The sequence below is a fragment of the Pseudomonas sp. GZD-209 genome (assembly GCF_049310485.1).
GTDB lineage: Bacteria > Pseudomonadota > Gammaproteobacteria > Pseudomonadales > Pseudomonadaceae > Aquipseudomonas > Aquipseudomonas sichuanensis.
This window is the reverse complement of record NZ_JBMOWQ010000033.1, coordinates 1-15,691: the sequence shown is the minus strand read 5'-3', so window position 1 is coordinate 15,691 and position 15,691 is coordinate 1. Positions and strand designations below refer to the sequence as shown.

The following is a 15,691-nucleotide window of genomic DNA, read 5'->3' as shown; positions in this document are numbered from 1 at the left end:
TTTGGGGGCAACTCCCCTCCAAAGGGGTTGGGAGGGCTGGGGGGGAGCGGGTTTACCCGCGAAGAGGCCGGATCAGTTGGCAGTGAGCTTGAGGTTGTCGGCGGCCGGCTTGCCGTCGAAGGTGGTCACACCTTGCAGCCAGCGGGCCTTGTCCTCGGGGTGGTCCTTGAGCCACTGGCGGGCCGATTCCAGCGCATCCTTGTGGTCGAGCAGCGGCTGCATCATGCGGCTCTCGTCCTCGGCGCTGAAACTGAGGTTGGTCAGCAGGCGGTGGGCGTTGGGGCAACGTTCGGCGTAGTCCGGCGCGGTCACCGTCCACACCGTGGCGCGGCCTTCGTCCGGGCCGAGGGCGTCCTGGCTGTCGCCCAGGTAGACCATGTCGATGTTCACGTTCATCGGGTGCGGCGCCCAGCCGAAGAACACCACCGCCTCGTTGCGCCGCACGGCGCGGTCGACCGCGGCGAGCATGCCGGCCTCGCTGGACTCGACCAGCTGGAACTTGCCCAGGTCGAACTGGTTCTTGGCGATCATCGCCTTGATCTGGGTGTTGGCGCCGGAACCCGGCTCGATGCCGTAAATCTTGCCGCCCAGCTCTTTCTGGAACTTGTGGATGTCAGCGAACGTCTTCAAACCCTTGTCGGCGAGGTATTTCGGTACCGCCAGGGTGGCGCGGGCATCCTCCAGGCTTGGCTTGTCGAGTACCTTGACCTGGCTGGCCGCCACGAACGGGGTGATGGTCTGGGTCATGATCGGGTTCCAGTAACCCAGGAACATGTCCAGGCGCTTGTCGCGGATGCCGGCGAAGATGATCTGCTGCGAGGCACTGGTCTGCTTGGTCTGGTAGCCCAGGCCATCGAGCAGCACCTGAGCCATGGCGCTGGTGGCGATCACGTCGGTCCAGTTGACCACGCCCAGGCGCACGTCCTTGCAGGCGGCGGGTTCGGCGGCGAACAGGGGGGTAACTACGGTGGTGCTGAGCGCGAGGGACAACAGGCTGCGGCGGATAAAGCGTTGCATGGTGGCTCTCCATCGGCAGTGCATATTGTTATGGGTTCCGGCCTCTGCGGGCCGTGAGAACACGCTACGCTGGTGACGGGGTGGGAAATCGCACCCTGGCGACCAACACTTGCACGCAGGCGACCACTTTTTGTGGGGAGCATGGGATGTCGGAAACGCTGCATTTCCTCTTGTTGCCGGGCTTCTCGGCCATGGGCTTCATCAGCGCCATCGAGCCGCTGCGGGTGGCCAATCGCTTTCGTGGCGCGCTGTACCAGTGGCGCGTGCTCAGCCTCGATGGCGGGGCGGTGCAGGCCAGCAACGGCATGTCGGTGAATGCCGATGGCGCGCTGGCTGAAGGCGAGCAGGTCCGCCTGCTGCTGGTGGTGGCCGGCTTCGAGCCGCTGGCCTGCTATGGGCCGGCACTGCAGCAGGCGCTGCGCCGTCTTGACCATGAAGGCGTGGTGCTGGGCGGCATCGACACGGGCGCCATGGTGCTGGCCGAGGCCGGCCTGCTCGATGGCTATCGCGCCACCCTGCACTGGGAGGCACTGGAGGCCTTCAAGGAGCGTTATCCGCGCCTGCAGGCGACCCAGGAGCTGTTCGAACTCGATCGCCGGCGCATCACCTGTGCCGGCGGCACCGCGTCCATCGACCTGATGCTCGACCTGATCGCCCAGGCCCATGGCAGCGAGCTGGCGGTGCAGGTGTCCGAGCAGTTCGTGCTCGGCCGCATCCGCCCGCGCCAGGACCACCAGCGCATGCAGATCGCCAGCCGCTATGGGTTGCGCAACAAGAAGCTGGTGAAGGTGATCGGCGAAATGGAGCGCAATACCGAGCTGCCGCTTAACACCCAGGTACTGGCCGAGGCGATACAGGTCACCCGGCGCCAGTTGGAGCGGCTGTTCCGCCTGCACCTGGACGACACACCCAGTGGTTTCTACCTGCGCTTGCGTCTGGACAAGGCCCGGCAGCTGTTGCGCCAGACCGACATGAGTGTGCTGGAGGTGGCGGTTGCCTGCGGCTTCGAGTCGTCGTCGTACTTTACCCGCTGCTACCGGGCACGCTTCGAGCGGTGCCCGCGGCAGGACCGCCAGGTGGCGGGCGCCGACTACCGCCCGGTGAATGCATAGGGCGAACTTCCCGATTATTGTCAGACCGGTAATTAACTAGCGTAGGCAATCCATTAAAGAACCAAGGATTGTCACGATGTCTCCTACGCATGGATTCAGCAAATACCTGTTCAGCTCGCTGGCGCTCGCCTCGATGCTGGCGCCCTGGCAGGCCCATGCCGCTGTGCCAGGTTGTGAAAGCACCAGCACCGATCTGTATCAGGACTACTACCAGCCCGGCTGGAACCAGCTGGCCGACTACCCCGATGGCCGGCAGAAGATGATCATCGCCTCCGATCCCCAGGCTTTCCGCTACATGAGCCAACGTTTCGATGAGTACGTCGAGGAGATCGACTCGGCCGGCTGGCACAAGACCGCGCCGGTCTATGAGGCAATCGCCCGCGAGCGTGACGTTCCCTACCATGTGCCGGTGGTGGTCAACGGTGACATCACCGAATACGGCCATGGCAACGAACGCTCGGCGATGCAGGCGATGTTCCGCAAGATGGCCAACGGTGTTGGCGGCCCGCTGCTGCTGCCGGGGCTGGGCAACCACGACTATGAAAACAACGTTGACGACTGCAGCAACAATGGCTGCGCCCGCGATGCCGTCTGCGACCACATCGCCTGGGTCCAGGCCATGCAACCGGTCAACGCCTTCGACTACCGCTATGCAAACGACACCCACGAAGGCTCGCTGTCCTACTCGGTGACCGTGGGCCGTGTGCGCATCATCCAGTTGAACAACGAACCGACCTATGAGCGCCAGTGGAGCACCGGCGGCGGATGGAGCATGAAACCCAAGCGCCATTTCAACATCACCCGCTCGCTGCAGTGGTTGAAAGGCCAGCTTGAGGACGCCACCGCCCGGGGCGAGGTGGTCATCGTCAACATGCATATCTCGGAATACTGGGTGGACAAGGAGCAACGTCACTGGGAAGTGCCGAAACTGCTGGAAGCTCATAACGTGGCCGCAGTGTTTTCCGGTCACCTGCACTCGAACGTAGGCAAGTACCACAGCGGCTTCGGCAAGGTGCCGCACTTCAAGTCCGGCGCCTTGAACGCGGGTACCTACCTGCGGCTGAACTTCGACTGGAACAGGCAGCAGCTGCAGGTCGATGTGGTGAGCATGGATGGGAAATTCGGCGAAAGCACGGTGATCGACCTGAACCGTCGCGGCGCCTGATCAAGCCTTCGCGGGGCAAGCCCGCTCCCACATGGATCGCGCTAACTTCGAGGCAGCATCGCACCTGTGGGAGCTGGCTTGCCAGCGATGAGGCCAGCACTGACAAGATAAGACAGTTGCTCCCACAGCGGACGTGCAAGTTCATTGTGGGGGCCGGCTCTCACAGAGGCTCTGCCTGCCTGATTCATTGCTGACCGATGGTCTGCAGATACTCCGACCGCTCATCGCTACGCTGCGCCACGCAGGTGTTCCAGGAGGCTTCGAAGGCCTTGCTGCCGGGTTTCTCGGCGTAGGTCTCGACCTTGCAGTCGGCATCGCGCAGCTGGGCCCAGAGTTTTTCCGCAGCCTCCATCTTCGCGCTCAGCGCCGCGGCCTTGTCGTTTTCATCCGCATACTGGTCGCGGATGCGCTGGATCAGGTCGTCGTAGGCCGCCTTCAACTCGCGCTCGGCGGTCTGCTTGTTGTAGGCCGCGCAGGCATAGCCCTGCTGGTCGGTCTCGACGTTGTCGCAGGGCGTGCTTTCTTCCTCGGCGGCCTGGGCGCCGCACGCGACGGCCAGCAGGACCAGCCATGCCATTGATTTCATCCGTTTTCTCCTGAACAGGCTGACGAATCGCAGGGATTCTCGCTCAGCCTCGGGCGCGGCGATAGCTCCCTGACGAAATGTTCATCAAAGCCTTACAAAGGACGTTGTCGAGACTGGCTCTCATCTGCGAGGTGCAGGCCAGAGCGTGCCGTTTCGGCCTTTGACGCTTTCGGCAAACCCCCTGTCGTTTTTGCATCGGGGCGCCTCGGGCGGCAGGCATATGCTGGCCCCAAAGCGCCGACACAAGGTTTGGCGCCAGCAAACTCAATAAAAGGGGACAGCCTGATGAGCCCAGCCGAACTTCACGCCGACAGCATCGTCATCGACGGTTTGATCATTGCCAAGTGGAACCGCGAGCTGTTCGAAGACATGCGCAAGGGCGGGCTGACCGCGGCCAACTGCACCGTGTCGGTGTGGGAGGGCTTCAAGGCCACCGTCGACAACATCGCTTCCAGCCAGAAGCTGATCCGCGACAACAGCGACCTGGTGATGCCGGTGCGTACCACCGCCGATATCCGCAAGGCCAAGGAACTGGGCAAGACCGGCATCCTCTTCGGCTTCCAGAACGCCCATGCGTTCGAAGACCAGATCGCCTATGTAGACGTGTTCAAGCAGCTGGGCGTGGGCATCGTGCAGATGTGCTACAACACCCAGAACCTGGTCGGCACCGGCTGCTACGAGCGTGACGGCGGCCTGTCGGGCTTCGGCCGCGAGATCGTCGCCGAAATGAACCGCGTCGGCATCATGTGCGACCTGTCCCACGTCGGCTCCAAGACTTCCGAAGAAGTCATCCTCGAATCGAAGAAACCGGTGTGCTACTCGCACTGCCTGCCGTCGGGGCTCAAGGAGCACCCGCGCAACAAGTCCGATGCAGAGCTCAAGTTCATCGCCGACCACGGCGGTTTCGTCGGCGTGACCATGTTCGCGCCGTTCCTGGCCAAGGGCATCGACTCGACCATCGACGATTACGCCGAAGCCATCGAGTACACCATGAACATCGTCGGTGAAGACGCCATCGGTATCGGCACCGACTTCACCCAGGGCCACGGCCAGGACTTCTTCGAGTACCTGACCCACGACAAGGGCTACGCCCGTCGCCTGACCAACTTCGGCAAGATCATCAACCCGCTCGGCATTCGTACTGTCGGCGAGTTCCCCAACCTCACCGAGACCCTGCTCAAACGCGGCCATTCCGAACGCGTGGTGCGCAAGATCATGGGCGAGAACTGGGTGAACGTCCTCAAGGATGTGTGGGGCGAGTAAGCCGCACTCCGAGCCTGAAAGCCCCTGCCAGCAACGCCGGGGCATCCAAATACAAAAATTTTCTGGAGTTGAGTTTCCATGGCCAAGATCGCCCCGCAATTGCCAATCGAAGTCGACAGCGAGACCGGTGTCTGGACCAGCGACGCCCTGCCGATGCTCTACGTGCCACGGCATTTCTTCGTCAACAACCACATGGGCATCGAGGAAGTGCTGGGCGCCGACGCCTATGCCGAGATCCTCTACAAGGCCGGCTACAAGTCCGCCTGGCACTGGTGCGAAAAAGAAGCCGAGTGCCATGGCCTGGAAGGCGTGGCGGTGTTCGAGCACTACATGAAGCGCCTGAGCCAGCGTGGCTGGGGCCTGTTCAAGATCCAGGACATCGACCTGGATAAAGGCACCTGCAGCGTCAAGCTCGAGCACTCGGCGTTCGTCTATGTCTACGGCAAGGTTGGCCGCAAGGTCGACTACATGTTCACCGGCTGGTTCGCCGGCGCCATGGACCAGATTCTCGCTGCCCGCGGCAGCTCGATCCGCACCGTGGCCGAACAGGTCTATGGCGGGTCGGAAGAAGGCCACGAAGATGGCCTGTTCGTTACAAAGCCGTTGTAAGCCGGAGATAGCGTCATGGCCTTCGAAGCAATGTTCCAGCCGATCCAGATCGGCAAACTGACCATCCGCAACCGTGTGCTCAGCACCGCGCACGCCGAGGTGTATGCCACCGACGGCGGGATGACCACCGACCGCTATGTGAAGTACTACGAAGAGAAGGCCAAGGGCGGCATCGGCCTGGCGATCTGCGGCGGCTCGTCCGTGGTGGCCATCGACAGCCCGCAGGAGTGGTGGTCGTCGGTCAACCTGTCGACCGACCGCATCATTCCGCACTTCCAGAACCTGGCTGACGCCATGCACAAGCATGGCGCCAAGATCATGATCCAGATTACCCACATGGGCCGTCGCTCGCGCTGGGACGGTTTCAACTGGCCAACCCTGATGTCGCCGTCGGGCATCCGTGAACCGGTGCACCGCGCCACCTGCAAAACCATCGAAGTGGAAGAGATCTGGCGCGTCATCGGCAACTACGCGCAAGCTGCGCGCCGCGCCAAAGAAGGCGGCCTGGACGGCGTCGAGCTGTCGGCGGTGCACCAGCACATGATCGACCAGTTCTGGAGCCCACGGGTCAACAAGCGTACCGACGAGTGGGGCGGCACCTTCGAAGGCCGCATGAAGTTCGGCCTCGAAGTGCTCAAGGCCGTGCGCAAGGAAGTCGGTGACGACTTCTGCGTGGGCATGCGTATCTGCGGCGACGAATTCCACCCCGATGGCCTCAGCCACGAGGACATGAAGCAGATCGCCGCCTACTACGACGCCACCGGCATGCTCGATTTCATCGGCGTGGTCGGCTCGGGCTGCGACACCCACAACACCCTGGCCAACGTCATCCCCAACATGAGCTACCCGCCGGAGCCGTTCCTGCACCTGGCGGCCGGCATCAAGGAAGTGGTCAAGGTCCCGGTGCTGCACGCGCAGAACATCAAGGACCCGAACCAGGCCACGCGCATTCTGGAAGGCGGCTACGTGGACATGGTGGGCATGACCCGCGCCCACATCGCCGACCCGCACCTGATCGCCAAAATCAAGATGGGCCAGGTGGACCAGATCAAGCAGTGCGTCGGCGCCAACTACTGCATCGACCGCCAGTACCAGGGCCTGGACGTGCTGTGCATCCAGAACGCCGCCACCTCCCGTGAATACATGGGCGTGCCGCACATCATCGAGAAGACCACCGGCGCCAAGCGCAAGGTGGTGATCGTCGGCGCAGGACCTGCCGGCATGGAGGCTGCCCGCGTGGCCGCCGAGCGTGGCCACGATGTCACCGTGTTCGAGAAGAAAGAGCAGATCGGCGGGCAGATCACCATCGCCGCCAAGGCCCCGCAGCGCGACCAGATCGCCGGCATCACCCGCTGGTACCAGCTGGAGTTCGCCCGCCTGAAGATCGACCTGCGCCTGGGTACCGCCGCTGACGTGGCGACCATCCAGGACCTGCGCCCGGACATCATCGTGCTGGCGGTGGGCGGCCATCCGTTCGTCGAACAGAACGAGCACTGGGGCGCTGCCGAAGGGCTGGTGGTGAGCAGCTGGGACGTGCTCGACGGCAAGGTTGCACCGGGCAAGAACGTGCTGGTGTACGACACCATCTGCGAGTTCACCGGCATGTCCGCAGCGGACTTCATCGCCGACAAGGGCAGCCAGGTCGAGATCGTCACCGACGACATCAAGCCGGGCGTGGCCATGGGCGGCACCAGCTTCCCCACCTACTACCGCAGCATGTACCCCAAAGAAGTGATCATGACCGGCGACATGATGCTGGAGAAGGTCTACCGCGAAGGCGACAAGCTGGTGGCGGTGCTCGAGAACGAGTACACCGGCGCCAAGGAAGAGCGGGTGGTGGACCAGGTGGTGGTGGAGAACGGCGTGCGTCCCGACGAGCAGTTGTACTACGCGCTCAAAGACGGTTCGCGCAACAAGGGCCAGATCGACGTCGAGGCGCTGTTCGCCATCAAGCCGCAGCCGATCCTCAGCCAGCCGGGCGAGGGCTACTTGCTGTACCGCATCGGCGACTGCGTGGCCCAGCGCAACGTGCATGCGGCGATCTACGACGCCTTGCGCCTGTGCAAGGATTTCTGATCGCAGAACCAACGCGGCATCTGTAGCGGAACACTGTGGGAGCCTCCCATGTTGAACACCCTTCTACCCATCCTGCTGTTCACCGCGCTGGCCCTGGCGGTGCTCGGCGCCCTGCGCCGGGTGCGCATGTGGCGGCGCGGGCGGCCGAGCCAGGTCGACCTGATCAAAGGCCTGCTGGCCATGCCGCGGCGCTACCTGGTGGACCTGCACCACGTGGTCGAGCGCGACAAGTACATGTCCAAGACCCACGTGGCCACTGCCGGCGGCTTCGTGCTCTCGGCCGTGCTGGCGATCCTGGTGCACGGCTTCGGCCTGCACAGCAAGATCCTTGGGTTTGCCCTGCTGGTGGCCACGGTGATCATGTTCACCGGTGCCCTGTTCGTCTTCAAACGCCGCCTCAACCCGCCTTCGCGCCTGTCCAAGGGCCCGTGGATGCGCCTGCCCAAGAGCCTGCTGATGTTCGCGGCGAGCTTCTTCATCGCCACGCTGCCGGTGGCCGGCATCCTGCCGCAAGGCACCGGTGGCTGGGTGCTGGTGGCGGTGCTGGGCGTCGGTGTGCTGTGGGGCGTGTCCGAGCTGTTCTTCGGCATGACCTGGGGCGGGCCGATGAAGCACGCCTTCGCCGGCGCCCTGCACCTGGCCTGGCACCGCCGCGCCGAGCGCTTCGGCGGCGGCCGCTCCACCGGCCTCAAGCCGCTGGACCTGGAAGACCCGAACGCGCCGCTGGGCGTGGAAAAACCGGTGGACTTCACCTGGAACCAACTGCTCGGCTTCGACGCCTGCGTGCAATGCGGCAAGTGCGAGGCCATGTGCCCGGCGTTCGCCGCCGGCCAGCCGCTGAACCCGAAAAAGCTCATTCAGGACATGGTCATCGGCCTGGCCGGTGGCACCGACGCCACCTTCGCCGGCAGCCCCTATCCGGGCAAGCCGATCGGTGAACATGGCGGCCATCCGCACCAGCCGATCGTCAACGGCCTGGTCGATGCCGAAACCCTGTGGTCGTGCACGACCTGCCGCGCCTGCGTGGAGGAGTGCCCGATGATGATCGAGCACGTCGATGCCATCGTCGACATGCGCCGCCACCTCACCCTGGAAAAGGGCGCCACCCCGAACAAGGGCGCCGAGGTGCTGGACAACCTGATCGCCACCGACAACCCCGGCGGCTTCGCCCCCGGCGGGCGGATGAACTGGGCGGCCGACCTCAACCTGCAACTGCTCAGCGATGTGCAGCGCACCGAAGTGCTGTTCTGGGTGGGCGATGGCGCCTTCGACATGCGCAACCAGCGCACCCTGCGCGCCTTCGTCAAAGTGCTCAAGGCCTCCGGCGTGGACTTCGCCGTGCTTGGCCTGGAAGAGCGCGACAGCGGTGACGTGGCCCGTCGCCTGGGCGATGAAGCGACCTTCCAGCACCTGGCCAAACGCAATATCCAGACCCTGGCCAAGTACCAGTTCCAGCGCATCGTCACTTGCGACCCGCACAGCTTCCATGTGCTGAAGAATGAATACGGTGCGCTTGGCGGCGACTACCAGGTGCAGCACCACAGCACCTACATCGCCGAACTGATCGCCGCCGGCAAGCTCAACCTTGGCCAGCACAAGGGTGGCAGCGTCACCTACCACGATCCGTGCTACCTGGGTCGTTACAACGGCGAGTACGAGGCCCCGCGCGACGTGCTCAAGGCCTTGGGTATCGAAGTGCGCGAGATGCAGCGCTCGGGCTTCCGTTCCCGTTGCTGCGGCGGTGGCGGCGGTGCGCCGATCACCGACATCCCGGGCAAGCAACGTATCCCCGACATGCGCATGGACGATATCCGCGAGACCGAGGCTGAGCTGGTGGCCGTGGGTTGCCCACAGTGCACGGCGATGCTCGAAGGCGTGGTCGAACCGCGCCCACAGATCAAGGACCTGGCCGAGCTAGTCGCCGATGTGCTGATCGAAGACGAAGCCCCGGCGAGCGCCAAGTCGCCAGCCAGCAAACGTGAACCTGCGGAGGTGCACTGATGAGCGACATCATCCGCCGCGACCCACGCGCCGAGTGGATCGCCCGTAACCGCCTGCACCCGCTGCATGCAGCGATGCAGACGCAACAAACCAGCTGGATGGGCCCCAACGGCCTGATGCGCAAGAACCCCCATGCGATCGCTGCCGGCTTCATCGGCCCCAGCGGCCTCAAGCGCATCGACCGCAGCGGCGCCCAGCAGGGCACCGGTGTCGGCGGGCGGCGCACGGCCGCCGCCGAGGTGCAGCTGCCGCTGCATCAGGTGGCCGAGCCTGCGTTCTACATCGCCGTGGTGCCGGACATGGTCGGCGGTCGCCTCGGCAGCCACGACCGCGACCTGCTCGGCCTGGCCCACAGCCTGGCGGGCAGTGACGGCGCGGTGCTGGCCGTGGTGTTCGGCGAGCACAAGGAAAGCAACTTCTCCACAGCCGGCGTCGATCGCCTGCTGGTTATCGAGGGCGAGGCCTTCGAGGGTTATGCACCGGAGCAACTGGTCCAGGGCCTGCGGGCTGTGGATAACCAGTTCGCGCCGCGCCACTGGCTGTTGCCCGATAGCCGCACTGGTGGCGGGGAACTCGGCCGGCGCTTTGGCGCGGCCCTGGGCGAACGCCCGGCGACGCGGGTGTGGCAGGTCAAGGACGGCCAGTGCATCGGCCGTGCCGGCGCCGGCCAGCAGGATATCCAGCGCGACCTGCCACGCTTGATCCTGGCCGCTGCCGAATGCGCAGAGCCTGTGAGCGAAACTCGCCACGAAGCCCTGCCCGTAGAGTTGTCCACAGGCGTGGCGCGCAGCCTGTCGCGCATCGAGGACCTCGGCTCGGTGGCCGTGGACCCGGCCGCCATCGCCATGGCCGAGGCCGAGTTCATCGTCTCCGGCGGCAACGGCGTCAAGGACTGGGACCTGTACCACCAGGCCACCAAGGCCCTCGGCGCCACCGAAGGCGCCTCGCGGGTGGCGGTGGACGACGGCTTCATGCCGCGCAACCGCCAGGTGGGGGCCACCGGCACCTGGGTCACGGCGCGGGTCTACGTGGCTGTGGGTATCTCCGGCGCGATCCAGCACCTGCAGGGCATCGGCGCCTGCGACAAGGTGGTGGCGATCAACATGGACCCGGGCTGCGACATGATCAAACGGGCCGACCTGTCGGTGATTGGCGACAGCTCGGCGATTCTCAAGGCACTGATCGAGGCTGTGGACAACTACCGCAGCGGCGGCCAGCGCGACGCGGCATAGGGGCACGAGCATGAGTACCAAAGTCATCAGCCTGGTGTCGATCGGCGCCCACCCCAGCTCCGGGCGTGCGCGCCGCGCCGAGCAGGATGCCCGCGCGGTGGAGCTGGGTTTGCAGCTGGCTGGGGATAACTTGCAGGTGGTGCATGCCGGTGATCCCCACGAAGAGGCCTTGCGTGCCTACCTGGGCATGGGGCTGGAGCACCTGGATGTACTGGAGCAGCCCGCTGGCGCCGATGTACTGGGCGTGTTGGGCGACTACCTGCGCGATGCCGGCGCCCAGTTGGTGCTGACTGGCAGCCAGGCGGAGACCGGGGAAGGCTCGGGCATGCTGCCGTTCCTGTTGGCCGAGAAGCTCGGTTGGCCGCTGGTAGTCGGGCTGGCCGAGGTGGAATCGATCGACAACGGTACCGCCCAGGTGCTGCAAGCCCTGCCACGGGGCCAGCGGCGCCGCTTGAAGGTGCGCCTGCCCTTGTTGGCAACTGTGGATAACGCCGCGCCCAAACCCCGCCAGAGCGCCTTCGGCCCGGCGCGGCGCGGGGTGCTGGCGCCCTTTGATGTGGCGGTGGTGGACGACCCGGTACTGGGTGATGACGCCCTGCAGCCAGCGCGGCCACGGCCCAAGCGGCTCAAGGTGATCAAGGCCAAGAGCGGTGCCGACCGCATGAAGGCCGCCACGGCCAAGGCCAGTGGCGGCGGGGGCAAGGTGCTGAAGGATGTGTCGCCCCAGGAAGGCGCCGAGGCGATCCTCAAGCTGCTGGTGGAGGAGGGGGTCTTGCGCTGAGCAAACCCTGCCATTCAAGCCCTGCTTCCACAGGATTGCGCAGCGTTCGGCCTGGCGCTAACCCAGTGGGAGCGGGTTTACCCGCGAACACCGGCGGAGCCGGTGCCATCCACCGCATCGCCTGCTTCGCGGCTAAAGCCGCTCCCACAGGGTGCGCGTGCCCACTGTGAGTGCACGGCGAAAAATCTTACCCCCGAAATCTGTTCGCCAAGCTGTGGACAAAGTGTTTGCGCAATGCTGCAGCCCTTTGAAATCAACGGGTTCAAGGGGTTGATCAATTTATGATCAGTCGTTGATTTCATTTTCGAGACCCGAGCCCGCAAAATTGCCCACAATCGCTGTTGGCCGGTGTGTGGATAACGTGTTCGCCCATTACTGCAGGCCTTGAGTTTACTGGCTTACAAAGAATTGATCGTTTTTTGATCTATTGCCGATAAAGTCAGGTAACCCCGCTGATTATCTAGGCTTTCCGGACTTTTCCACAGCCAGTTTCAGCCCAGCCCGGTTTTCCCACATTCTTTGTTGGTGGCTCTGTGGACAATGTGTTTGCAGAGGGCTGTGAGCCTTTGTACATGAGGGCTGTAGAGATTTGATCAAAAAACAGCCAATTCATCAGGGGTGTGACGACGCTGACCTGTCAGCCGTTGTGCACAGCGTGAGCCTGCTTGTCTGTGGATAACCAATTCCACGTACCTGTCCTTTTTGCCAGTATCCACTCGCGTTCCAGGCGATTGGCCGTGACAAGCGCAATGCAGAACACGCTAGGAGCCGCTGGGAACGACTCTGCTTGGGCGGCCTGTCGGCGTCAAATGCTGGAGTGATGCGCACACCCACGGCATATCGCATGCACGTGTACTTGGGAAAGGGGTGTTTGAGGTCACAGGTCTGGGCCTGGCCTGCGTGCTGCTGGCAGGGGGATCAACTCCGGCGTCTGCAGCGTCGGTAGCTGGCTTGTCTCCTAGCGAACGCCAGTAAAAATGCAGGCCAGTGATCCTGAAAGCGTCGGTTCGGGTATTCGCAAAGGTTCTTGAGGTTGAGCCCCGCGCCTTGGCAGGCGATGCCAAAGCGCGGGGGAGCAGTTACTGCGCCTTCACTTCCTTCAGATAAGGCGCCGGCTCCGCCCCCAGGTTCTCCAGCACGCGCTGGCTGTACCAGTCGATGAAGTTCACCACACCAAACTCGTAAGTCTTCGAGTACGGCCCCGGTTGATAGGCGGTGGAGTTGATCCCGCGCTGGTTCTCTTCGGCCAGGCGACGGTCCTGGTCGTTGGTGGCATCCCACACCTTGCGCATTTCTTCAGGGTTGTAGTCCACCCCCTCCACCGCATCCTTGTGCACCAGCCACTTGGTGGTGACCATGGTCTCCTGCGCACTGATCGGCCACACGGTGAACACGATCATATGGTCGCCCATGCAGTGGTTCCACGAATGCGGCAGGTGCAGGATGCGCATCGAGCCCAGGTCGGGGTTCTGGATGCGGCCCATCAGCTTCTTGCAGGCCACCTTGCCGTCCATGGTCATCGACACGGTGCCCTTGAGCAGCGGCATGCGCACGATGCGGTTACGCAGGCCGTGGCTCTTGTGCAGGTAAGGGATTTTCTCGGCTTCCCAGGCGGCGGCCGAGGCGGCCACATGGTCCTTGAATTCCTGGCTGGCGCGCGGATCGTTGGTGTCGTCCCACTCCAGCAGCGTCTTCAACAGCTCCGGGTGCGAACCGCTGCAGTGGTAGCACTCGCGGTTGTTCTCCAGCACCAGCTTCCAGTTGGCCTTCTCCATCAAGGTGGTCTGCACCGCCACCTTGGTGTTCTCCATGTCGTACGGTTCCATGTAGTGGTCGAGGGTCGCCAGGAACTCGTCGATGGCCGGCGGGTTCTCGGCCAGGCTGATGAAGATGTAGCCACCGGCCACCTTCACGTTCACAGGCTTGAGGCCGTACTGGTTCATGTCGAAGTCGGCGCCCATCTCGGTGCCAGCGAACAGCAGGCGGCCATCGAGTTCGTAGGTCCACTGGTGGTAGTGGCAGACCAGCTTGGCCACCTTGCCTTTGTCGCTGACGCACAGGCGCGAACCGCGGTGGCGGCAGACGTTGTGGAAGGCATGCACCTTACCTTCGGCACCGCGAATCACGATGATCGGGTTCTTGCCGATCTGCAGGGTGATGTAGTTGCCCTTGGTCGGGATCTCGCAAACCATGCCGGCGATCAGCCATTCCTTGTGGAAGATCTCCTGCATGTCGATCTGGAACAGGCGCTCGTCGCTGTAGAAAGGTTGCGGCAGCGAGTAGGTGCGCTCGCGGGTCTGCAGCATCTCGGCGGTGGCCTTGCGTGCGGGTTCCAGTGGGTCGCCCAGGCTCAGGGTTGCGGTGACGTCCATCGTGTGGTCCTCGGGGCCGCGTGCGGCCGACAGAAGTGGCTAATCGTTGTTGTTTGCCGCAGGGCTGCTGCTTTGGATAAACAGCGTGTTGTTTTGCCGAGGAGTGTGCGTTCGAAGGCGTCGGGAACCATATCCATGGGCGACATGGCCGCATCGAATTCCGACGCGCCAACCCTTGTAGCGTGGGGCTGGTCGCGATAAGCACGCCGATGTCGCGGATGGGAATGTACGCAGCCCTCGCGTTGCGCATTATCGGAGCCATAAGAAAGGCCGACAGTCGGCTGCTGGAGATGAACATGTCCGATACCTTCCTCAACCCGGTCACCACCCAGACCTGGGCCAATGGCCGCCACATCGTGCGCTGCGTCAAGGTCATCCAGGAAACCTGGGATGTGCGCACGTTCTGCTTCATGGCCGACCAGCCGATCATGTTCTTCTTCAAGCCCGGGCAGTTCGTCACCCTGGAGCTGGAAATCGAAGGCAAGCCGGTGATGCGTTCGTACACCATCTCCAGCTCGCCGTCGGTGCCCTACAGTTTCTCGATCACCGTCAAGCGCGTGCCGGGCGGGCTGGTCTCGAACTTCCTCCACGACACCATGCACGAAGGCACCGAGCTGCCGGTGCACGGGCCGGTGGGGCTGTTCAACGCCATCGATTTCCCGGCGGGCAAGACGCTGTACCTGTCCGGCGGTGTCGGTATCACCCCGGTAATGTCCATGGCCCGTTGGTTCTACGACACCAACGCCAATGTCGACATGGTGTTCGTGCACAGCGCCCGTTCACCGAAGGACATCATCTACCACCGCGAGCTGGAGCAGATGGCCTCGCGCATCCCCAACTTCAGCCTGCACATCATTTGCGAGAAGCACGGGCTGGGCGAGCCGTGGGCCGGCTATCGCGGCTACCTCAACCAGCGCCTGATGGAGCTGATCGCCCCGGACTACCTGGAGCGCACCATCTTCTGCTGCGGCCCGACGCCCTACATGAGCGCGGTCAAGCGCATGCTCGAGGCGGTCGGCTTCGACATGAAGAACTATCACGAGGAGTCGTTCGGCGCGACGCCGCCCGAGGCCAAGGCCGATGCGGTGGAGCACGCGGAAGCGGCGGCCGATGCGCCGGAAGTGGACGCGGCCGACCTCAACCTGGTGGAGTTCGTCGGCAGCGACAAGAGCATTCGCGTGGCCCCGGGCGAGACCGTGCATGCGGCGGCGGCCAAGGTCGGGCTGATGATTCCCAAGGCCTGTGGCATGGGCATCTGCGGCACCTGCAAGGTGCTCAAGCTGGGTGGCGAGGTGGAGATGGAGCACAACGGCGGGATCACCGAAGAGGACGAGGCCGAGGGCTACATCCTGTCGTGCTGCAGTGTGCCGAAGGGGGATGTGCGGATCGAGTATTGATCCGTTGAAAGCATCGCGGGGGGGGGGGGGGGGGTAGAGGCCGGATGGAATACAGACGAGAGGGCGCCGAGGTCGAGATA

12 protein-coding genes are annotated in these 15,691 nt (G+C 63.8%); 9 read left to right on the top strand and 3 right to left on the bottom strand.

Translation table 11 applies throughout. The features are described from left to right. Nucleotides 1–72 precede the first annotated feature (72 nt). On the bottom strand, nt 73–1,017 hold the full coding sequence (gene choX, locus ACO6VM_RS05735) for a choline ABC transporter substrate-binding protein (RefSeq protein ID WP_390966269.1): 945 nt from the start codon (nt 1,015–1,017) through the stop codon (nt 73–75). A 146-nt stretch (nt 1,018–1,163) separates the two neighbouring features. Between choX and ACO6VM_RS05730 the strand changes: the two genes are divergently transcribed. Beyond that, on the top strand, nt 1,164–2,129 hold the full coding sequence (locus ACO6VM_RS05730) for a GlxA family transcriptional regulator (protein WP_401057576.1): 966 nt from the start codon (nt 1,164–1,166) through the stop codon (nt 2,127–2,129). 76 nt (nt 2,130–2,205) lie between these two features. Further along, nucleotides 2,206–3,294, top strand: a complete 1,089-nt coding sequence (locus ACO6VM_RS05725) for a metallophosphoesterase (protein WP_401057577.1) — start codon at nt 2,206–2,208, stop codon at nt 3,292–3,294. A 184-nt stretch (nt 3,295–3,478) separates the two neighbouring features. Here ACO6VM_RS05725 and ACO6VM_RS05720 read toward each other — a convergent pair whose 3' ends face one another. Further along, a complete protein-coding gene (locus ACO6VM_RS05720) occupies nt 3,479–3,880 on the bottom strand; it encodes a lysozyme inhibitor LprI family protein (protein WP_125857144.1) in 402 nt (133 codons plus the stop codon). Nucleotides 3,881–4,165: 285 nt separating this feature from the next. On the opposite strand from ACO6VM_RS05720, the gene ACO6VM_RS05715 reads away from it, so the two are divergent. The 6 genes from ACO6VM_RS05715 (at nt 4,166) to ACO6VM_RS05690 (ending at nt 11,842) form a co-directional block, all read left to right on the top strand. Then, the gene (locus tag ACO6VM_RS05715) at nt 4,166–5,143 is read left to right on the top strand and encodes a dipeptidase (protein ID WP_139667934.1); all 978 of its coding nucleotides are present in this window, start codon (nt 4,166–4,168) and stop codon (nt 5,141–5,143) included. 78 nt (nt 5,144–5,221) lie between these two features. After that, nucleotides 5,222–5,752, top strand: a complete 531-nt coding sequence (locus tag ACO6VM_RS05710) for a DUF5943 domain-containing protein (RefSeq protein ID WP_110992263.1) — start codon at nt 5,222–5,224, stop codon at nt 5,750–5,752. A gap of 15 nt (nt 5,753–5,767) precedes the next feature. After that, nucleotides 5,768–7,828, top strand: a complete 2,061-nt coding sequence (gene dgcA / locus ACO6VM_RS05705) for a dimethylglycine demethylation protein DgcA (protein ID WP_422402903.1) — start codon at nt 5,768–5,770, stop codon at nt 7,826–7,828. A gap of 48 nt (nt 7,829–7,876) precedes the next feature. Further along, nucleotides 7,877–9,829: a dimethylglycine demethylation protein DgcB gene (dgcB, locus tag ACO6VM_RS05700; RefSeq protein WP_401057579.1), complete on the top strand. Its 1,953-nt coding sequence runs from the start codon at nt 7,877–7,879 to the stop codon at nt 9,827–9,829. Then, nucleotides 9,829–11,061, top strand: coding sequence for an electron transfer flavoprotein subunit alpha/FixB family protein (locus ACO6VM_RS05695; protein ID WP_401057580.1), 1,233 nt, complete (start codon nt 9,829–9,831; stop codon nt 11,059–11,061). The genes dgcB and ACO6VM_RS05695 overlap by 1 nt, the downstream gene beginning before the upstream one ends. Nucleotides 11,062–11,071: 10 nt before the next feature. Continuing rightward, complete coding sequence (locus ACO6VM_RS05690; protein WP_390966257.1) at nt 11,072–11,842, top strand: electron transfer flavoprotein subunit beta; 771 nt, start codon at nt 11,072–11,074, stop codon at nt 11,840–11,842. 1,079 nt (nt 11,843–12,921) lie between these two features. Here ACO6VM_RS05690 and gbcA read toward each other — a convergent pair. Continuing rightward, the gene (gene gbcA, locus ACO6VM_RS05685) at nt 12,922–14,214 is read right to left on the bottom strand and encodes a glycine-betaine demethylase subunit GbcA (protein WP_401057581.1); all 1,293 of its coding nucleotides are present in this window, start codon (nt 14,212–14,214) and stop codon (nt 12,922–12,924) included. Nucleotides 14,215–14,510: 296 nt separating this feature from the next. Here gbcA and gbcB point away from each other — a divergent pair, with 296 nt between their 5' ends. Next, nucleotides 14,511–15,611: a glycine-betaine demethylase subunit GbcB gene (gene gbcB / locus ACO6VM_RS05680; protein WP_401057582.1), complete on the top strand. Its 1,101-nt coding sequence runs from the start codon at nt 14,511–14,513 to the stop codon at nt 15,609–15,611. Nucleotides 15,612–15,691 lie beyond the last annotated feature (80 nt).